The following is a 16,154-nucleotide window of genomic DNA, read 5'->3' as shown; positions in this document are numbered from 1 at the left end:
TCAGGCCCACGACAAGCCCGCGAAGCTCGCTCAGCGAAAGGGCATCCAAACCATCGGGATCCGGCAGCGCCATGCCGCATGTTGAATCACGCCCGAGCCAAACCGCAAAACGCCACCGCCCGGTGATCTGCCCCAGTTACCTCACCCAACAGCTAAGCTATTCAGCCCGTTATGAAACGGGATCTTATCGATTAGACCATCCATCCTATAGAAATCCGCTCCGCGAGTGCCCCCTGAACGCGTCTGCTCGCAATCAAGTCTATCTTTATTTCACCAAGAAGGCGGCCCAGAAAGCCAGGCCTCGATCCGGGCCGCCAAGCGATCCGCGCGGCTGTAAGGATTGGCCACGAACCAGATAACGCCTGCGAATGCAGCTGCTCCGGCATAGATCCCCTTGCCGTCGAACAGGATTACGCCCAGCACGAGGCAAACACAGGCAAGGCCAATAGACAGCCATTTGAGGATGGCGGCGATGCGAGCGCGTCGGATCTCACCTGCCCAGCGATTGCGGCTGAATTTCACAGGACCCGCTTCCCGTGCCCCGTCATTGGCTGGACGATCGTTCGGCGCCATCCCCTCAACGTGGCCCGTCAGTCCCGCCGCAGCAAGCACCTCCTACGATCCACGTCGAGGACTGGCAGGCGTGGGTCGCCGACGGCCTCGGCACCGTCGCGATGGGGGAGCTGCGCGTCACTGGCCCGGAACTGACGGCAGATGAGTAGGGCGCGCCGGACGTGGACTGTCGGAACTGTGTCACGGACTTCTTCCGAGAAGGCCGAGGGCACGATCCCAGCTGCACGCGCCCGTAAAGTTGCAAATGCTGCGAGGTTGTAGGGAGAATATGGACGTGAAGTAGAATTTTTCATCAAAAGACAGTTTGAGATGTTGGATTTCCGGCATAGTCGTTTCGGTTTATTTCTATCGAGGCGAGATGCAGCAGGTACTGACCCGGAAGCTGGAAGGCTTCGAGGACCTATCGGATGACGATCGCCGGGCCCTGGATGGCCTGGCGCCACGCATCCGGCAGGTCGATGCACGGGTCGATTTGGTCCGAGAAGGCGACGAACCCGAGAACGTCCATCTGATCCTTGACGGCCTCGCTTGCCGCTACAAGGTGCTCCCGGACGGTAAACGCCAGATCATGGCGCTTATGGTTCCAGGGGACTTCTGCGATCTGAACGTGTTCATCCTCGACCAGATGGACCACAACATCGGTACGATCTCCGCGTGCCATGTCGTCGACATCCCGCGTCGAGCAATCGAGGAGATTACCGAGGCCCATCCGCAGATCACGCGGGCCTTTTGGTGGTGTGCCCTTGTCGATGAGGCGGTGCTGCGCGAGTGGCTGGTCAACCTTGGTGGTCGTGCCCCGGAGCGACGTATCGCGCACCTCCTCTGCGAACTGTTGGTTCGGCTCGATGCGGTGGGAAAAGTCACGAACGACAGTTACCCCTTCCCGTTCACGCAGCCCGAGCTTGCCGACACGATGGGCTTGTCGGCCGTTCACGTGCACCGTACGCTTCGCGAGCTGCGCGATCTCGGGCTGATCACGCTCAAGCGGCGGGTGATGACGATCCACGATGTCGAGCAGCTCAAGGCGTTCTGCGGCTTTACGCCGAACTACCTCCACCTCAAGAACACTCGTTGGGGCGCACGCCGGAGCGAGCCATGGCTGAACCAGCTCCGGGGAAGCTAGGCATGGATGCTCGCGACAACGTCGAGACGTTGCTCGTGCTGCAGCCGATCATGGTCGACACGGGCAGCCCGGATCGGGAAGGGCGCTTGGTTCTTGCCAACGGCCTGCTAATCGCGGTGCTGGTGCGTCTCGATACTCCCGAGCACGAGGTGGGCCCGGGCTGGTTCGTAGAGGCGGCCTTCGGACGTCTCTTCGGAGTGTCAGCGCCGATCTTCGACACGCTGGAGGAGGCAACGCGATGGCTACGACAGCACCGAAAGCCGTGACCGAGGCAGGATTGGTTCTGCAAAGTTCGCACAAGCGGTTGTGGCCACCTGTAATTGTGTAGAGTATCCGGGATACGTTGAACGGTCAGGCTGCATGAGATTGATGCGCGTCGACTGGTGGCATGATATCAGGAAGCCACACCTGCGGAAGGCTGGCCACGGCCGGCTTAGCAAAAAGATATCCTTGAAACAGCCGGATGCCAGTCGAATATAGGGTCGTCAGTTCGGCCTTGGTCTCAATGCCTTCAGCAATCACTGCCACGTTTAGCTGGCGTGCCATCGTAACTACACCAGCAACGATGGTGTGACGTGCGAGAGAGGTCGCGATGCCGCGAATTAACTCCATGTCGAGCTTGATGAAGTCAGGTTGAAAGCTTGCCAACAGATTGAGGCCGGCATACCCAGCACCGAAGTCGTCGAGCGCCGTGGCAAAACCGTGCTTACGATACTCGGTGATGATCCGCTGGACGTGGGCAACGTCCGTCATGCGCTCGTTCTCCGTGAACTCGAACATGATTTGCCGACGAGCGAAGCCAACGCGATGGGCGGCGTCAAGGGTCGCACGGATGCAGGCTGCAGGCTCATACACGGCGTTCGGCATAAAGTTGATCGATAGCCGCGTTTCCTGATCAGAGAACAAGGAGGCGGCAAGTTCGATCGCCTTGACGCGGCAGGCTTGATCGAACTTGTACCGGTTGCTCTCGTCCACCATGCCGAGGATCTGCCCCGCTCCCTGCCCCTCAGTTCCCCGAACCAAAGCTTCATAGCCCCAGACAGTATTCTGCCGGAGATCAAGGATGGGGTGGAACGCCATCGTAAACTCGAAAGGCAGTGGCTTCCCGTCGCGGCATCCCTGGCATTTCATCGTAGTCATCACAGCCTCTCCACCTACACGTGACGAAGCTAGATGCGTGTAATGAAATCTAAGTAAACATGTTCATTTTAATCAAATGATCAAATCACACGCCATGTGCCACGACGCGAATGCGCAGGAAAAGATTATAATATGATAGCTTGCTTCTGTTCACCCTCCCCGCGGGGCAGTTTAGAGGAACCCGCTCCCTGCATGATCTTTGAAGGCGTTTGCCCGGCGGACGTACCCGAGGACGGTCCGGGGGTCGCGGTGGCCTGACACTTCCATAATGCGGGCAAGATCGGCCCCGCGCTCGGCCGCCGTCGTCACGAACCCGGCCCGCAGGCTGTGCCCACCGAACGCCGCCGGGTCGAACCCTGCGGCCCCAGCGTACCGCTTCACGATGTCCCCGATGCTGCGATCCGTCAGCGCCTCAGCTCTGATCCGGCCTGACCGCGACACCGGCCGGAACACCGGCCCGTCCGTAATCTCGGCCGCGGCGAGCCATTCCCGGACCAAGGCAACCGGTCGGACGTGCCGACCGTGCGGGATCGCCTTTTCGGTCCCCCTGCCCTCCTGATCGGTTTTCGATCGCCGGATCAGCACCCGCAGGCCATCGACGTGATCGGTCAGGTCGGAGACGAGGAGCGCTGCCAACTCCGACCGCCGGAAGGCACCCGCGAACCCGAGTCCGAGCAGCGCTCGATCCCGCTTCCCCGCAAGCCCAGGCGGAGCGTGCGAGAGCATGGCGGCCAGCACCTCGGCAGTCGCGGCGGTCTTCTGCCGGATCTCCATGTTAGGGCGGCGCCGAATGCCCTTGATGACCGCGTGCACCGTCTCGTGCGCGCCGGGGTCTGGCAGTCCAGCGAGCTTATGGGCGTAGGCGATAGCTGCGAGCCGCCTGCCGATCGTGGACGAGGCCCGCCCAGCAGCCGCCTCGTGCGAGAGGAACGCTGCCACCGTCTCGGGCGAGGCTGGCAGGGACGAGACCCCGTGGCCGTCGCACCAGGCCGTGAACGCCGCCGCGTCTGACTTGTAGGCGCGCACCGTGGCGCCGGCCTTCGAGGCTCGCTGATAGTCCCGCACCAGGGCGAGGGCTTCAGCCGGCAGGTTGCTGCCAGGGCTGGGGAGAACCGCGACGGACCGCATCGAGGGTTCAGAACTCCGCATCGCATCCCCTTCCGGCCCCGAGGGCCGTCGCGATCATGTCGCCCAGCACGTCGTCCGCCCAATCGTTCGGAAGGCCCATGTAGTGGCCCGGCCTGCGGATCATGCCGCAGAGGAACTGGCCGTCTTCGAATTCCAGCGCCTGGCACGCGCCCTCGGCCGGATGGCCGGGAATGTGATCGAGCGCAACGCCACAAGCCTGCGTCGCGCAGCAGTAGCCGCACCCGTTGCAGGGCGAGCCATAGGCTGGCTTCACCGGAAGCCGCTCTCCGCTGGTCCCATCTATCAGAACGATCGCTGCCATTGAGACCGCCTACCGGCTGAAAGTTCCGAGAATATCTGTTATCGGAACTTAGACTGATGACGGCTTGATAGCAAGATTTCTAAACGTTGAAACTTCTATGCGTCAGGATAGCAAAAGGGCTCGCGGTCAAGACAGAGTGATTGGGAGCCGTCGATGCGTCCTGGCGTCGATCCAGCTTGACGGACTGTTAAGCAGACGCCTTTCAGTCTCAGCGTCGAGGCGGCAGGACGGCGAGAATGCGAACCATCACGATAGCGGCTCGAAAGGGAGGCGTCGGCAAAACGACGCTCGCGACGCACCTGAGCGTCATCGCGGCCGGGCCGGGCAAGCCGGTCCTCCTGTTCGACACTGATCCGCAGCGGTCGCTGAAATGGTGGTGGGATCTACGACAGGGCGACACGCCGGCCATGGTCGAGTGCGAGGCTCGCGAGCTTGCCAAGATCCTGCCGGCGGCTGAAGCCGAGGGCGTGGCCTACAGCATCATCGACACGCCGCCGCATGCAGAGAACTCGATCGCCGATGCCATGCGTGTCGCCGATCTCGTCATCGTCCCAACGCGACCTGGCCCGTTCGATCTCGCGGCCGTGGCCGCAACGCTCGATCTATCCCGACGCGTTGGCAAAGTGCCGCTCGCCATCATCAATCATGCGCCGCCGCGGACCGGCGCTAGCGAGCCCGCGATCGTCGCTGAGGCGCGCGAGACGTTGACCCGGATGGGGGCGACCGTTGCTCGATCCGTGGTCTCGCAGCGGGTGGCGATGTCTCACGCCGTCATCGGCGGGCAGACGGTCAACGAGTTCGAACCGAACGGGCGCGCCGCAGAGGAAATGCTGGCGCTATGGCGTGAGGTTCAAGAGACCATGAAAGAGCAGGGCCTATGACCAGCGAACGCCAGCCGCTCACGAGCCTATCCGATCGCCTTGCTCGCAAGGTGGCACCACCCGAAGCTGAGAACTCAGCTCAAGCGCCTGTAGAGCCAGCGAGAGCTGCAAAGGGAGCGGAGGGGCGGGTGCAGATCATCGTTCGCATGACGCCGGCCGAGCGCAAGGCGCTTCGACAGATCGCCCTGGATCAGGACACTACCGCCCAGGCCCTCGCGGAGGATGCGATCCGTGATGTCCTTAGACGGCATGGTCACAAGACGTAGACGCGTCTCGATGTCTTGACCCATCGACGTTTTGAGAGGTTGACGTTTCACTATCCTGCTATCAAGACGGCCCTACCAGCCTCGCCGCGGTCGGGTGTGCAAGCCGGACGAGCTGCGATGGTGCGGCCTCCCGGCGAGCACCGTGGACGTCCTATCTTGTCATGGACGCGCTCGGCCGGCATGGGATCGGGAAAGACAGACAACTCATCTCGTGAAGCCGCTGAAGCCCTCCGTGCGATCGGTCGGAACGTCGAGCCTCCACGCGACGTCCTTGGCCTGTGGCTCGTGGATGGCCATGAGTGCAGCGATGTCGAACTGATTGCGCTGGCGCAGCTTTTTGGGCTGCTGGCTGAACCCGAGCAGGCAAACTGAGCTAGACCGTCGGCGCGAGCAACTTCACAGCCACGCTTTGGTGTGACACGGTATCGGGATGCCAGCCACGCTCCCCGGCGGATGCCGCGTCGTTGTCCTCCCGTACGACCCTCATCCAGGGCGCTATGTCTGGCTGATCAGTCGAGAGAACGGCCCAGTCGTTAGGGCACCAAGGTCCTATCCGGACGAAAGAATGGCGCTCCTTGCTGGGTTCAATCAGGCCAAGCAATTTGCCGAGCCGCAGGCTACGTCGCTTGGTGCTTTGGCTACATAAGGCCACGAAAAGCCCGCCGCGGCTGGCGCCGGGCGGGCTGAAAAAACCATTGCGCTTCTGGGCCGTCTACCGCCCCGGCATACGCCGAATTTGGTCGATGTTTTCGGTGGAGAGGTCGGTGTAGAGGTTCTGCTTAACCGGCTCGAGTTCGGCCTTCCGCGGAGTTGACTGATGCTGCTTCCCAGGGTCAGCTTCAGCCTTAAGACCTCCAAGACCCTTCCGATTGGCGAAGTCGTTCCGGACCGTATCCTGATAGGAGGGCGTGTTCCCACACCCTTCACAAATCGAGGTCGTCCAGGACTGCCAAAGGCCATTTGTTTTCTCGGCGACGGAGGCCGCGCGCTCACGATGGGCCGACGCGAGCTGCACGGGGTCGAGGTCGCCCACCTGCTTTGGGGTCGGTGCGGTTCGAAGCTCGTTCAACTGCACGTCGTTTTTGGTCTTATCGGCTACCGTGCTGTCGGCAGACTGAGCAAACGCAACACCATCAAAACAAACAAATGCTAAAACAGCAATCATCAGGCGCATGGAAGCCTCCTTTTGGCGGAAACCGCGCTCAACGAGAAATGTTCAAAAATATTAGAGCTGTCCCTAACCTGTATTTTGATCAATAAAACAAAATAATTAAATGATATTTCTTCTAAGACGAAACGCTTTGCATTAATAGGCTTAATCAGGCCCCGAAGACACGAAAATGCCCCGCGCGGCAGATGCTGGCGGGGCTGAAGTTGATCTCGGGTAGGAATGAGCGTGAAACCGAATTGCCCCACAAGGCGGCCATAAGCGATCCGTGTGCCACTGACGCGACGCGGCAGGCTGTGAGGCACGAGAGAGCCCGCCGCGGCTGGTGCCAGGCGGGCTGATCGGACGAGTTCCCCGCGAGCTAAGCCGAGAGAGGCAGGCCCGTCCCCCGATCTGATCGCGGGGCGACGGGTGCTTCGTCTATCTCACCAGCGAACCGGTCCTGAGCCCGGCTTGCCGGCAAGGTGCCTCGGGTCGGTTACTAGGTCGTCAACGGCTTGATGGCGGTATTAGGTAGCAAGCTCACCCAAAAGCGCTGACGCAAAAAATGGTGCGCCGTAACATTTTATGGTGCAGCGCGGACGGGAGTGCGACAATCTTGCCCCATGTCAGATCGAGCTCCCCGCCCGTTCGTCAGTCCGGCGCCCCAGCGTGAGGATGCCTCTCGGCGAGCGCCTGTCCCAATCTCAGTGAGCGAGCAACGCGTACGCTTCATTGAGGGCCGGATAGCCAAAGGGGCCTCCGATCCGGAACGCGACTATGAAGCGGCTATGCAAGCAATTGCTGAGATGAAGCGCCTTAATGCCGAGGCGCGTATCCAGGGCCTCTCAGTGCCCGCCTTTCGAAGCGGCAACTTCTCGCCAGCTATCGATCCATCGACATGAAGCGTTCCATAAACCGCATCCCGTCCCATAGCTCGACCCCATGGCCATCTAGGAAGCCTCTTGCCAAACGCTCTGCATCAAGGTCGTTTCGCGCCTTTATCGGCACCATGCGAGTAACTTGGCCCTCAGGTCCGAGCAGTAGAACGCGGTAACAGGCTGGCATTGGCGGTTTATCAAGATCGGCAAATCCGAAGGGCTGTGAGTTCATCGCCATTGCGCCTCTCCATCCATGAGAGCGCGAGGGACCGCGTCGGCTGCTCGGATAAGAGGTTAAAGAAATCTTAATGGCTTTCGCCTAAATTTGATTGTTTTCAACTCTTTACAACGAAAAAGGCGCGCCGGGTTAGGGCGCGCCAGAGTCCTTGGGATTGGTCCACGGGATGAACCGGAGAGAAGCTTATCAAGTGGCCCAAGACGCATACGCTCAATTGATGGGCTCGGTGAAGAATGCCGCATGGCTGCCTATGCACCCACTGTGAGCTTGGGCATGTAGGCCGAGGCGCCTCTCCGCCTTGTGGTGTCTGCTGCATTAAGAGTGAGGGCAGTAGGCATCAGCGCCCACCTTCCGCCACCATGTCGAGAAGCATTGCGCCGGCCGCTGCCACGACGTTGCCATGCCCGCCCCAGGCCATCAGCTCGGGCGCGAGGTCTACGGGGCGGAACCGCGGAACGGGGCTGACGATCACGACCGGCAACCCGGTCTCAGGCGCCTCTGCCTCGCGGTCCGCATCGTTTCCACGCAGGCATACGACCTGACTACCGTGGTGGTTCCCGGGAGCCGCAAGCGAGGACTCCGCGTCGCCGCCATCCTCGGCATCCGCATCCCCATCCATACGGTCGAGGATGGCGAGCAGGCTGTCCGCCGTGTCCAAGGCGGTCTGCGCCGCTTCCTCGATCATGCGGCGGGTCTCGGTCGGCGAGGGCGCCGGCGGGACAAGAGGCGCCACGGCGGGCGGGCGGAATGCAATAACGTTGTCCATCGGTCTCAGGCCCTCGTTTCGTTGGAACCGGACAGCGGCGCCAAGCTCCCCGCCCGCACAGCATCTTGAAACTGACGCACGATCCTATCCCCCGCCTCCTCCCCATTTGGATCGGCGCGCAGCTCGCACACACGGTCTGCAGCCAGCCCGAGACACTTCAAGGCCAATCCTTGAACCGTGGACGCCTCCACGACGCTCATGCGCTCGATAACGGCGCGGACGGGCGCCCACGATGCCCTCATGTCAGCATCCGACGGGTCCGGCTCCTGACAGACCAGATCATGCTGAGCGAAGGCATCGCAGAGCAGCGTCGCGAGGATCGCAAGCTCAGCGTCGCCCCCAACCGAGGGGAGCGGGGTCGAGGGAGCCGGCGGAGCGCTTCGGCCCATCACCTTAGCGGCGGTCGTTCGCAGCGCCGCGGCCTGCTGTTTTAGGGAAGGGCGGTCGGCGCTCCGGCGGAAGGGATTGGACAGCTTGAGAGGGGACACGCGCGTGCTCCTATGATCCTTGAAAGGAAGGGGTGCGCGGCGGGGCCGACCCGCCGGGCGGATGGCGTCAGAAGGCGGGGCTGTCGCTCTCGTCGTTGCCTTCGTCCTCGTCGTCCGGCTCGACGCCGGCCTCTACAAGCTCTTGGAAAAACGGCTCCGGGGCGGGCAGGCCGAAGTGCTCGGCCGCGAGGCGGGACACGTCGGCCAAGGCGCTCTCGCTCCACCATTCCCCCAAGTCGGCGAGCGCGGCCTTGAGCATGATGCCCGGAAGGGTCTGCATCGGCTCGTTGATGTAGGGATCAGCCAGACGCGCGAGGGCGATGGAGAGTGTGTTAGCCAAGGCCCATGCCTCGTCATATCCGTTGGCGTCCCGCGTCGCCTTGGCCTTTACCCCCAGGCTTCGGCAGCGCTCGTGTCGTCAGAGATCCAGCCTGGATGTTCGCCGGCCGCGGTATCCCCGGCGTCGAAGAGGCGACCGGCCTCAGCCTGCGCAGGGCCGACGCGCCGGATAAGCGGCAGGAGGTCGGGGGCGAGCGCCAAGAACTCGGCCTCGCGAGCGCCGGGCGGCGTCGAGGCGGCCAGCGCCGGCAGCGGCAGGGCAGCGGCCATGGACCCGGCCAGCATGGCGCGGCGGCCTTGGCTCGTCTCGGCCGCGAGGCCCGCGGCCTTGGCTTTCATCAACGCGAACCGCTCGCGCAGGCTCGGCTTCGGATTAGTGCTCGGGGAACGCTTCAAGGGATTGCGCATGTCGGAAACCTCGTTTGCTAGAGTGCTAGCAGTCTGGAATGCTGGGTTGCAGGATTGCTCAGAGTAGGGAGGCGAAGCCCGTGAGGACGCATCCGCCGCCGATGACGACGAGGGCGGTCAGCAGTTCGGCGCCGGTATCCATGAAGCGGCGGGCGCGGACGAACGCGGTGTCGGGCCGGACGGCGGTGACGGACTCCCAGGGGGCGCACTCACCGGGCAGGGGCTCGTTCGGCAGCGCAGACGGCGCGGACTGGCTGTAGCGGTCGATCGCCGGCAGGGGGCGGTTCTGGACCAGCAGCAGACGGCCGGATGGGAAGGCGTAGGGGATCGAGACCGGCGGCAGGTTCGTGCCCAGGAACAGCGTGAGGTCGGCGACGCGGGCCTGCGCGATGCCGAAACCGGGTTGATGCGCTGCCGAGAACTCGGCTTCCTCGCCGAGCCACCAGCGCAGGTGCCCGAGCAGGGCGAGCGCCCCGAAGTGGGAGGCGCAAGGCGTTGTCGTCAGGGCCTCCGTCGCGGCGTCGTAGTCGTCGCTTGCGATCACGGACGCCTTGCCCTCGGGGGCGACCTGATAGGCGTCGTAGGCAGTGCGGTGGCGCTGGATCGCGGCGTGGATCGGATCGGAGGCGGGGTCGAGGGCGAGGGTACGGACGTGCGTCATCGTTCGGGCTCCAAGGGGCTCGTGACTTCAGAAATTGCGGAATGCGAGGGTTCGGTCGTTCGGGTATTCAGGTCGGCCGGGGCGGCAGCACGGCACCGGGCAGGGCGAACACCTTGCGGAGCCGGCGGCGGGCGGCACGTCGAGCGCCAGTGCTACCGGCACGTTCGCCGCGGGCGGTGTGGTAGGCGGCCAGGGCGGCGGCGGCCTCGGGCGTGGTCGGCGTTAGGGCGTAGAGGTCGAGGCGGGCCGTCTGACGCACGCGAGCCAGCGAGGCGCGGTAGGCAGCCCACCCGGCCGGCATGGGCAGGCCGGCGGCAGCCAAGTCGGCCGCGACACGCCCCGAGGCAGAGTAGGCGGCGTCGGCGGTCTCGGCCCAGCGGATCGCCGGCAGGATGCCGTCAGAGGCAGCGACAGGCACCCGCGAGGCGACGACTACGAGGAAGGCGCCGAGGACGCCACGGCGGGAGAGGTTGGCGGCCATCAGTTCGCCCCGCTCAGTTCGGCCACGATGAGGCGGAGGCGGCGGGCGTTGCCGAGCGCCCAGGCGTGGGCCTCACGTTGATCGGTCTCGCCGGCCGCGATCCGTTGCCGGTAAGAGGCCGCGAGGCGCAGGCAGATCGCGTGATCCTGCCGGGCGTGTAGCAGGCGGACGGCGGGGGAACGGATCAGGTCGGAGGCCACCGGTCCGACCTCAGTGCGCACGGTAGGGGCGCGAAGCCTTGGCGGCGGCCCAGGCACCCTTGAGGGCGTAGGACATGCACACGCCCCAGGCGTCGCCAGTGACTTCCATACGGGCCTGAGCCGAGCGGATCGCAGCGCGCATTATGGCCGAGCGGTCGAACGTGCCGTCGCGGTTGACGAGGGGAGTGGTGCGGGCGAAGCGCTTGGCGCTCTCGGTCGAGGCGACGACGGCGGCTTTCGCGGCGATGAAGGCGCGGCGGGCGTCTGCGGTCAGGCGCGGGTCGGCGCTGCGGGCGATGTGCGAGGCGGGGATGAGGTTGGCGTAGCGCATCGAGGCTGGCCTCCGTGGTGATAATCTCACCACTAGAGGTGTAACCCACACCGGTTTGATGTCAACCTCATATGGTGATAAATTCACCTCATGAAGCCATTTCAATGCCGGATGGGTCGTGCTGCCTTGGGGTGGAGCACGGCGGACCTAGCCCGTGAAGCTGATGTTGGGGCTAACACGATCAATCGGTTTGAAGCCGGGCAAGATGCCCGGATCAGCAGCGTCGATAAGATACGAGACGCTCTCGAGCGTGCGGGCCTAGAATTTATCCCTGAGAATGGCGGGGGCGCCGGGGTTCGGATGCGTGAGCGAAAAGCATGATCGCCTCGTCCGCGCGCCTGTCCGAAGTCGCGCGCCTCGCTGGCCTCCTCGCCGATCAGGTGCTGGACGCGCAGATCATGAGCCGGCCGGTCTCGGACCAGCACATCCGGACGCTGCTCAGCGCGGCCTTCCTCCTGGATGAGTACGGTCTTCCGCTTCCTTCGCTGCTGCAGCAGATCGTTCATGGGGCGAAGCGGGGAGCCGACTGATGCAGCATGCCGAGCACATCGGATGAACCGCGTCATGAGCCGATTGGTAGCGATCGCAGTGGCTGTCGTGCTCATCACCTCGGTTCGGCTGCTTGAGATGGCAGGCCTGGAATATGCGTTCGAGGATTGTGCCGTTGCAGCGTTTGTGGCCGCAGCCGTCGTTGCAGTAGCGGATCTCAAGTCATGACTGCTGGCCTTAAATTCATCCCTGACAACAGGAAAAGGGCTGGTATCCGGTTCCAAGAGCGGAAGGCACAAGGGGTTGAGAGCTGATCCATGACCTTGTTCAACATTACGCTCAGTGGAAATTCACCCGACGACATTGCTCATATCATTCAGGTTTCCTTGGCGCCGGCTTTCGTACTTACAGCTCTTGCTCAAATGCTCAACGTGTTCTCGACCCGTCTCGCCCGGATCGCAGACAAAGTGAACACAACTGCCAAGGAGTTGGACAAGGCTGACGCTACCGAAGCACACCACCTCTCGCGGCAGCTATCCTTCCTGCGGCGGCGCTCGTTCCTGCTCGACGTAGCCGTAGTCATGGCCTGTCTCAGCGCGGTGATGATCCTCGGCTCGATCCTGACGCTGTTCGTGGGCGCACTGCGTGATGCCGCCGCCGCCTCGGTTCTGTTCGCTTGCTTCGGCGCTGGGCTAATCTTCACGGTTTGCGCACTTAGCGCGTTCCTAACGGAGATCCTATTGGCGGGACGCGGCATTCGGGTCGAGGTTGATCGGCAGCAGGATCAAGCATCGACTGCTGGACTTCCATAGGACCAGTAGCACCGCGCTGGCATCGAGCGCGTGCCGACGCCCTGATGGCTCGCGAGGCACTGCCTTAAGTCCCACCGGATCCATCGGCATCAGAGCTACCTTCCGACCGGGTCTTGAAGAAGTCGTCAATGGACTGATCAAGAACCTCTGCGATGCGCTGCAGGAGGCGTAAAGTGCGGACATGATCATTCGCCATGCCTGGCTTGGGCAGCGGCACGACGATAGGGTTCAATTTTCCATTTCTGTCGCGGTCGTCCATCATTCGTTGACCATGCCAGTGACCGTACGGAAACAAATACCCTGGTTGCAGTAAGGCTCAAAGTTGTGAGACTTATGCAAGCTGAGGTTGTGGGGACGGGTTGTGTATGACGCGTATGCTGCCTGAGAGAGGCGTTTGGTCCGCTCCGCTTGCACTGACCGCACTCAGCATCGGTATGTGGGAGGATGATGTCGAGATCGATCGCATTCGGGGAGATGCGATCATGGCTCGGATCTACGGTCTTCCCGAGGAACGGGCCGCCGCCGGCCTGACGTGGGCTGAGCTGTCTCGGTTCTTCCACCCCGACGATATGCCAACCGATCCGCTTCCTCATCGCCGCGTGCGCGAAGAGGGTGGATTGTTCGTCTGGGAGCACCGCGTCGTGCCGGAGGAGGGCAACGTTCGCTGGGTTCTCGCTCGTGGACACTTCGATCGCGACCCACAAAGCGGAATGACGCGCGGTCGTGGCATCCTCATCGATATGACCGATGTGCGAAGGGACGGACATGCCGACGGGTCTATGGATTTTCTCGCGAAGGATATGGCAGCGCCGCTCCTGGAGCGTATCGCCGACGGGGCTCTGCAGATCCGTGGGATGATAGGAGACCTCGACCCCCATGGGATGAAGCGGTTGAAGCCGTTGCTCGATGCTCTCCTACTGGAACTCGGAAGACAGCTTGCAGCGTCGCTGATGCAAGAGGCAGCGCCGCCACCGACCGTGAGAAGGCACTGACTGCAAGGCTGTTCGATCAGTTGGGACTATGCCGCGCCGATCCGAACCCCTCCCCAACTGGCCGCGCCTCATGCGCCGGTCGCAGGCTGCAGCCTATTGCAGCATGTCCCTGCTGACGTTCATGCGGGTTTGCGGCGCCCAGGCGATCCACCTCGGCCATGGTGTCATCCGATGGGACCGCCACGGGATCGATGAGTAGATCGATGGCCTGCGGCATGGACCGAGCCGCCTCCAACCGACGACGAGCTCCTTGCGCTGTTGGGGTAACCGGCTGCTTGTTCGTGGACCATGCCCAGCGTCAATCTCACCGCCTATGCTCACCCCGTGATCTCACCCGATCACCCCCTATAAGATACCAAGACCGAAACCGGGTGTGCTCACCGGGTTTTCAGGGGGCTGCTAAGAGCATATCGACGGACTGTAGTCAGGCCGAGGTTAAAGTACGTAGAGTCACGTTTTTCGCTCCCGACTTTCTACGTTCTGGCGATGATACATCAGCACAAGCGGCAGAGGAGCCTTGTGCGATGGACTGGCACGATCAGCAGGACCTGGCGCGATACCGGCGCCGGAAGCGGAAGCAGCAGGACTACCAAGCCAATTATCGGGCGAAGCTGGCTGAGGCCAAGACGCCCGAGCGCGATGACGTGTCGGCCGTGCTGATGGCGGCCTACCTCGACGTTCCCGTGCTCGATAGCAAATCGGTCGTGGTAATCTCCGGCCGCTTGGTCGATGGGCTGGTTGCACGAGGGTACGACCGGCACGCCAGCAAGGACCGGATCAGGGCTATGGCCCGCAGGGTCCAGACGCAGATGCAGGCGAAGGGCAAGCCGGCCGCGAGGGAATAGCGGGGCGCAGCGAGGCGTTTCAAAGCTCGGCCCCGTTGACCTGCTAGTAACCAACCCGAGGCATCGTGCCTTCAAGCCGAGATCAGGACCGGACCGCTGCTGACCCGGCTGGCACCCGTCCCCCGCGATCAGGTCGGGGGACGGGCCTGCCTCGTCTTTTCAGCACAACCCAGCTACCCGAGCGGCAATCTCCTTAACCGGCATGCTGGCGTCAGGATGGTCGGCCAGGATCGCTGCCCAAGGCATCGAGGGCTGCTCCGCCTCCTCGGGCTTCTGGACAAGAGCCAAGCCACCGCGTGCCTTGACGGTCGCCAGGCCATCCGCGCCGTCCCCGCCATAGCCGCTGAGGACGATGCCAACGACGCGTTCTCCGTAGGCTTCGGCGGCTGACACGAACAACGGGTCCGCCGCAGGACGGGTGTAGTGGACCTTCGCCCCGTGATCGAGGCGGATCACGCCGTGATCCAGGTACATGTGCTTGTCGGGAGGGGCGACGTAGACGCGACCAGCCTGGATAAACTCGCCATCCTCCCCGTGCCCGACGAGCAGACGACTCGTCATGTTCAAGATTTCCGGCAGGATGCTGGGATGACGGCCGGTGTGCCAAACGATGAAAACCGATGCCGAGCAGGATGCCGGTAGCGCGGCCACGATCTGTTTGATTGGTGTAAGGCCCCCAGCGGAGGCAGCGATGACGACGATGGGTCCCATGCCCCTCAATTGCGCCACCCCAGGTTGGTTCAGACTCGATCTGCGAACCACCAACCTACGCATCGCTTAAACGCTGCCGGGTTCAACCGACCGCATGTCCTTGCCGGCCTTGAAGCACAGCTTGGCCTTGGCCTCGACGGCAACGGGGGCGCCGGACCACGGATTGCGCCCCATCCGCGTCAGCGCCTCCACGACGGTGAAGGAGCCGAACCCGCGCAGCTCGACACGATCGCCGGCTGCGCCGCCCTCGCTACCGTGCCGTCAGCGCGGTTTCGCCGGTCCGGCCGATCCCCACCCGTGGGTCTGGATCGCCTTGGTCAGCTTTCCCTGCATCTCAGGCGTCACCGACTGCATCCACTGCTGCGTTCCTACGAGCTGCGCTTGCGCGAGTTGAGGCTGAGCAGCGACCAGGCGCTTGCCGGTCGGGGTGGCGTAGAATGCGGCGATGACCTGCAGATCGTCCTTGCCGAGGGCTCCAGCGAAGCCGCGTGCCTGGATGTCGAGCAGCTCGTCGAAGTGTGCCGTGAGGGTGGGCAGCACCACCTCCTGGACCAAGGCCTGGGCCTGATCCTGCTGCTTGACCCCGATCTGCTGCATCATGCCGACCATGGGTGCCGCCATCGCGTTCAGCAACGCGGTACGATCCCCCTGCATCTGCGCGATGACCTCGCGCGCCGCCTTCAGCGTTGCGGGATCAAGTGTTGCTGCCGGGGCGGCCGGTTTGGCTGCTGGCTGTGCCATTGCCCCGATAGGCAGGGAAACGGCGAGGCAGAAAACCAGGCGAGTTAGGCGGCGCATTGGTTGATCCGATCGCGATGTTGCGCGACGCAGCTCTCCGGCCGGACGCTCGTGCTCGTACCATACCCCATGACAGCGGCTACCGGCTTCTGTCGGAGTCGGCAGCGATCCACCCTACAACGTTGACTTGGCCG

At 63.2% G+C, this 16,154-nt stretch carries 26 protein-coding genes and 1 pseudogene; 11 read left to right on the top strand and 16 right to left on the bottom strand.

From position 1 onward, the window contains the following. Positions 1-270 precede the first annotated feature (270 nt). Positions 271-573 (bottom strand): hypothetical protein, encoded by a 303-nt coding sequence (locus MKK68_RS06530; RefSeq protein ID WP_244029401.1) that lies wholly within the window; start codon positions 571-573, stop codon positions 271-273. 358 nt (positions 574-931) lie between these two features. Here MKK68_RS06530 and MKK68_RS06525 point away from each other — a divergent pair, with 358 nt between their 5' ends. Together MKK68_RS06525 and MKK68_RS06520 are read left to right on the top strand one after the other, a co-directional pair. After that, positions 932-1,696 carry a Crp/Fnr family transcriptional regulator gene (locus MKK68_RS06525; RefSeq protein ID WP_244029399.1) on the top strand — a complete coding sequence of 255 codons (765 nt, stop codon included), beginning with the start codon at positions 932-934 and terminating at the stop codon, positions 1,694-1,696. 2 nt (positions 1,697-1,698) lie between these two features. After that, positions 1,699-1,962: a hypothetical protein gene (locus MKK68_RS06520; protein ID WP_244029397.1), complete on the top strand. Its 264-nt coding sequence runs from the start codon at positions 1,699-1,701 to the stop codon at positions 1,960-1,962. Positions 1,963-2,047: 85 nt separating this feature from the next. On the opposite strand, the gene MKK68_RS06515 is transcribed toward MKK68_RS06520, so the two are convergent. The 3 genes from MKK68_RS06515 to MKK68_RS06505 form a co-directional block, all read right to left on the bottom strand. Next, positions 2,048-2,836 carry an EAL domain-containing protein gene (locus tag MKK68_RS06515; RefSeq protein WP_244029395.1) on the bottom strand — a complete coding sequence of 263 codons (789 nt, stop codon included), beginning with the start codon at positions 2,834-2,836 and terminating at the stop codon, positions 2,048-2,050. A 171-nt stretch (positions 2,837-3,007) separates the two neighbouring features. After that, positions 3,008-3,964 (bottom strand): site-specific integrase, encoded by a 957-nt coding sequence (locus MKK68_RS06510; protein ID WP_244029392.1) that lies wholly within the window; start codon positions 3,962-3,964, stop codon positions 3,008-3,010. Positions 3,965-3,971: 7 nt separating this feature from the next. Then, on the bottom strand, positions 3,972-4,286 hold the full coding sequence (locus tag MKK68_RS06505; RefSeq protein WP_244029390.1) for a hypothetical protein: 315 nt from the start codon (positions 4,284-4,286) through the stop codon (positions 3,972-3,974). A 236-nt stretch (positions 4,287-4,522) separates the two neighbouring features. Here MKK68_RS06505 and MKK68_RS06500 point away from each other — a divergent pair, with 236 nt between their 5' ends. The 3 genes from MKK68_RS06500 to MKK68_RS06490 all read left to right on the top strand — a co-directional run bounded on the left by MKK68_RS06500 (position 4,523) and on the right by MKK68_RS06490 (position 5,805). After that, positions 4,523-5,167, top strand: a complete 645-nt coding sequence (locus MKK68_RS06500; RefSeq protein ID WP_244029388.1) for a ParA family protein — start codon at positions 4,523-4,525, stop codon at positions 5,165-5,167. Positions 5,168-5,295: 128 nt separating this feature from the next. After that, positions 5,296-5,433 carry a ribbon-helix-helix domain-containing protein gene (locus tag MKK68_RS06495; protein WP_244029386.1) on the top strand — a complete coding sequence of 46 codons (138 nt, stop codon included), beginning with the start codon at positions 5,296-5,298 and terminating at the stop codon, positions 5,431-5,433. A gap of 156 nt (positions 5,434-5,589) precedes the next feature. Further along, the gene (locus MKK68_RS06490) at positions 5,590-5,805 is read left to right on the top strand and encodes a hypothetical protein (RefSeq protein ID WP_244029384.1); all 216 of its coding nucleotides are present in this window, start codon (positions 5,590-5,592) and stop codon (positions 5,803-5,805) included. A gap of 340 nt (positions 5,806-6,145) precedes the next feature. On the opposite strand, the gene MKK68_RS06485 is transcribed toward MKK68_RS06490, so the two are convergent. The 9 genes from MKK68_RS06485 to MKK68_RS06445 all read right to left on the bottom strand — a co-directional run bounded on the left by MKK68_RS06485 (position 6,146) and on the right by MKK68_RS06445 (position 11,373). Continuing rightward, positions 6,146-6,607, bottom strand: a complete 462-nt coding sequence (locus tag MKK68_RS06485) for a hypothetical protein (protein WP_244029382.1) — start codon at positions 6,605-6,607, stop codon at positions 6,146-6,148. An 858-nt stretch (positions 6,608-7,465) separates the two neighbouring features. Further along, positions 7,466-7,699 (bottom strand): hypothetical protein, encoded by a 234-nt coding sequence (locus MKK68_RS06480; RefSeq protein ID WP_244029380.1) that lies wholly within the window; start codon positions 7,697-7,699, stop codon positions 7,466-7,468. Positions 7,700-8,036: 337 nt separating this feature from the next. Next, positions 8,037-8,384, bottom strand: a complete 348-nt coding sequence (locus MKK68_RS06475) for a hypothetical protein (RefSeq protein ID WP_244029379.1) — start codon at positions 8,382-8,384, stop codon at positions 8,037-8,039. Between the two features lie 636 nt (positions 8,385-9,020). Next, positions 9,021-9,293: a hypothetical protein gene (locus tag MKK68_RS06470; protein WP_244029377.1), complete on the bottom strand. Its 273-nt coding sequence runs from the start codon at positions 9,291-9,293 to the stop codon at positions 9,021-9,023. A 47-nt stretch (positions 9,294-9,340) separates the two neighbouring features. Next, positions 9,341-9,700, bottom strand: a complete 360-nt coding sequence (locus MKK68_RS06465; RefSeq protein ID WP_244029375.1) for a hypothetical protein — start codon at positions 9,698-9,700, stop codon at positions 9,341-9,343. A gap of 58 nt (positions 9,701-9,758) precedes the next feature. Next, positions 9,759-10,361: a hypothetical protein gene (locus tag MKK68_RS06460; RefSeq protein ID WP_244029373.1), complete on the bottom strand. Its 603-nt coding sequence runs from the start codon at positions 10,359-10,361 to the stop codon at positions 9,759-9,761. Between the two features lie 67 nt (positions 10,362-10,428). Then, on the bottom strand, positions 10,429-10,842 hold the full coding sequence (locus MKK68_RS06455) for a penicillin-binding protein (protein ID WP_244029371.1): 414 nt from the start codon (positions 10,840-10,842) through the stop codon (positions 10,429-10,431). Continuing rightward, positions 10,842-11,042, bottom strand: a complete 201-nt coding sequence (locus MKK68_RS06450) for a hypothetical protein (protein ID WP_244029369.1) — start codon at positions 11,040-11,042, stop codon at positions 10,842-10,844. Before MKK68_RS06450 ends, MKK68_RS06455 begins: the two co-directional genes overlap by 1 nt. A 10-nt stretch (positions 11,043-11,052) precedes the next feature. Next, on the bottom strand, positions 11,053-11,373 hold the full coding sequence (locus MKK68_RS06445; RefSeq protein WP_244029367.1) for a hypothetical protein: 321 nt from the start codon (positions 11,371-11,373) through the stop codon (positions 11,053-11,055). Between the two features lie 90 nt (positions 11,374-11,463). Here MKK68_RS06445 and MKK68_RS29880 point away from each other — a divergent pair, with 90 nt between their 5' ends. The 6 genes from MKK68_RS29880 to MKK68_RS06415 all read left to right on the top strand — a co-directional run bounded on the left by MKK68_RS29880 (position 11,464) and on the right by MKK68_RS06415 (position 14,511). Next, positions 11,464-11,694, top strand: coding sequence for a helix-turn-helix domain-containing protein (locus MKK68_RS29880; protein WP_243932034.1), 231 nt, complete (start codon positions 11,464-11,466; stop codon positions 11,692-11,694). Next, positions 11,691-11,903 (top strand): hypothetical protein, encoded by a 213-nt coding sequence (locus MKK68_RS06435; RefSeq protein ID WP_244029365.1) that lies wholly within the window; start codon positions 11,691-11,693, stop codon positions 11,901-11,903. The genes MKK68_RS29880 and MKK68_RS06435 overlap by 4 nt, the downstream gene beginning before the upstream one ends. Before the next feature lie 22 nt (positions 11,904-11,925). Beyond that, entirely contained in the window at positions 11,926-12,090 is a 165-nt protein-coding gene (locus MKK68_RS06430; protein ID WP_187275502.1) for a hypothetical protein, read from the top strand. A gap of 89 nt (positions 12,091-12,179) precedes the next feature. Beyond that, the gene (locus MKK68_RS06425) at positions 12,180-12,674 is read left to right on the top strand and encodes a DUF2721 domain-containing protein (protein ID WP_409567181.1); all 495 of its coding nucleotides are present in this window, start codon (positions 12,180-12,182) and stop codon (positions 12,672-12,674) included. Positions 12,675-13,039: 365 nt separating this feature from the next. Continuing rightward, complete coding sequence (locus MKK68_RS06420) at positions 13,040-13,666, top strand: PAS domain-containing protein (protein WP_244029364.1); 627 nt, start codon at positions 13,040-13,042, stop codon at positions 13,664-13,666. Between the two features lie 524 nt (positions 13,667-14,190). Further along, the gene (locus MKK68_RS06415; protein ID WP_244029362.1) at positions 14,191-14,511 is read left to right on the top strand and encodes a hypothetical protein; all 321 of its coding nucleotides are present in this window, start codon (positions 14,191-14,193) and stop codon (positions 14,509-14,511) included. A 159-nt stretch (positions 14,512-14,670) separates the two neighbouring features. Here the strand turns inward: MKK68_RS06415 and MKK68_RS06410 are convergent, their stop codons facing one another. The 3 genes and pseudogenes from MKK68_RS06410 to MKK68_RS06400 all read right to left on the bottom strand — a co-directional run bounded on the left by MKK68_RS06410 (position 14,671) and on the right by MKK68_RS06400 (position 15,963). After that, a complete protein-coding gene (locus tag MKK68_RS06410; protein WP_244029361.1) occupies positions 14,671-15,222 on the bottom strand; it encodes a chemotaxis protein CheB in 552 nt (183 codons plus the stop codon). A gap of 66 nt (positions 15,223-15,288) precedes the next feature. After that, positions 15,289-15,450: pseudogene (locus tag MKK68_RS06405) on the bottom strand (HU family DNA-binding protein); the annotation flags it as partial. Positions 15,451-15,483: 33 nt separating this feature from the next. Continuing rightward, positions 15,484-15,963 carry a DUF2059 domain-containing protein gene (locus tag MKK68_RS06400; protein ID WP_244029357.1) on the bottom strand — a complete coding sequence of 160 codons (480 nt, stop codon included), beginning with the start codon at positions 15,961-15,963 and terminating at the stop codon, positions 15,484-15,486. Positions 15,964-16,154 lie beyond the last annotated feature (191 nt).

The sequence above is a fragment of the Methylobacterium sp. E-016 genome (assembly GCF_022829745.1).
Taxonomy (GTDB): Bacteria; Pseudomonadota; Alphaproteobacteria; order Rhizobiales; family Beijerinckiaceae; genus Methylobacterium.
The sequence above is the reverse complement of the archived record's forward strand: the minus strand, read 5'-3'. Positions and strand labels throughout refer to the sequence as shown.

Coding starts and splice junctions, on each gene's coding strand:
- MKK68_RS06530 (WP_244029401.1), bottom strand. CDS start 573: ATGGCGCCGAACGATCGTCCAGCCAATGACGGGGCACGGGAAGCGGGT.
- MKK68_RS06525 (WP_244029399.1), top strand. CDS start 932: ATGCAGCAGGTACTGACCCGGAAGCTGGAAGGCTTCGAGGACCTATCG.
- MKK68_RS06520 (WP_244029397.1), top strand. CDS start 1,699: ATGGATGCTCGCGACAACGTCGAGACGTTGCTCGTGCTGCAGCCGATC.
- MKK68_RS06515 (WP_244029395.1), bottom strand. CDS start 2,836: ATGACTACGATGAAATGCCAGGGATGCCGCGACGGGAAGCCACTGCCT.
- MKK68_RS06510 (WP_244029392.1), bottom strand. CDS start 3,964: ATGCGGTCCGTCGCGGTTCTCCCCAGCCCTGGCAGCAACCTGCCGGCT.
- MKK68_RS06505 (WP_244029390.1), bottom strand. CDS start 4,286: ATGGCAGCGATCGTTCTGATAGATGGGACCAGCGGAGAGCGGCTTCCG.
- MKK68_RS06500 (WP_244029388.1), top strand. CDS start 4,523: ATGCGAACCATCACGATAGCGGCTCGAAAGGGAGGCGTCGGCAAAACG.
- MKK68_RS06485 (WP_244029382.1), bottom strand. CDS start 6,607: ATGCGCCTGATGATTGCTGTTTTAGCATTTGTTTGTTTTGATGGTGTT.
- MKK68_RS06480 (WP_244029380.1), bottom strand. CDS start 7,699: ATGGCGATGAACTCACAGCCCTTCGGATTTGCCGATCTTGATAAACCG.
- MKK68_RS06475 (WP_244029379.1), bottom strand. CDS start 8,384: ATGATCGAGGAAGCGGCGCAGACCGCCTTGGACACGGCGGACAGCCTG.
- MKK68_RS06465 (WP_244029375.1), bottom strand. CDS start 9,700: ATGCGCAATCCCTTGAAGCGTTCCCCGAGCACTAATCCGAAGCCGAGC.
- MKK68_RS06460 (WP_244029373.1), bottom strand. CDS start 10,361: ATGACGCACGTCCGTACCCTCGCCCTCGACCCCGCCTCCGATCCGATC.
- MKK68_RS06455 (WP_244029371.1), bottom strand. CDS start 10,842: ATGGCCGCCAACCTCTCCCGCCGTGGCGTCCTCGGCGCCTTCCTCGTA.
- MKK68_RS06445 (WP_244029367.1), bottom strand. CDS start 11,373: ATGCGCTACGCCAACCTCATCCCCGCCTCGCACATCGCCCGCAGCGCC.
- MKK68_RS29880 (WP_243932034.1), top strand. CDS start 11,464: ATGAAGCCATTTCAATGCCGGATGGGTCGTGCTGCCTTGGGGTGGAGC.
- MKK68_RS06435 (WP_244029365.1), top strand. CDS start 11,691: ATGATCGCCTCGTCCGCGCGCCTGTCCGAAGTCGCGCGCCTCGCTGGC.
- MKK68_RS06430 (WP_187275502.1), top strand. CDS start 11,926: ATGAACCGCGTCATGAGCCGATTGGTAGCGATCGCAGTGGCTGTCGTG.
- MKK68_RS06425 (WP_409567181.1), top strand. CDS start 12,180: ATGACCTTGTTCAACATTACGCTCAGTGGAAATTCACCCGACGACATT.
- MKK68_RS06420 (WP_244029364.1), top strand. CDS start 13,040: ATGACGCGTATGCTGCCTGAGAGAGGCGTTTGGTCCGCTCCGCTTGCA.
- MKK68_RS06415 (WP_244029362.1), top strand. CDS start 14,191: ATGGACTGGCACGATCAGCAGGACCTGGCGCGATACCGGCGCCGGAAG.
- MKK68_RS06410 (WP_244029361.1), bottom strand. CDS start 15,222: ATGGGACCCATCGTCGTCATCGCTGCCTCCGCTGGGGGCCTTACACCA.
- MKK68_RS06400 (WP_244029357.1), bottom strand. CDS start 15,963: ATGGCACAGCCAGCAGCCAAACCGGCCGCCCCGGCAGCAACACTTGAT.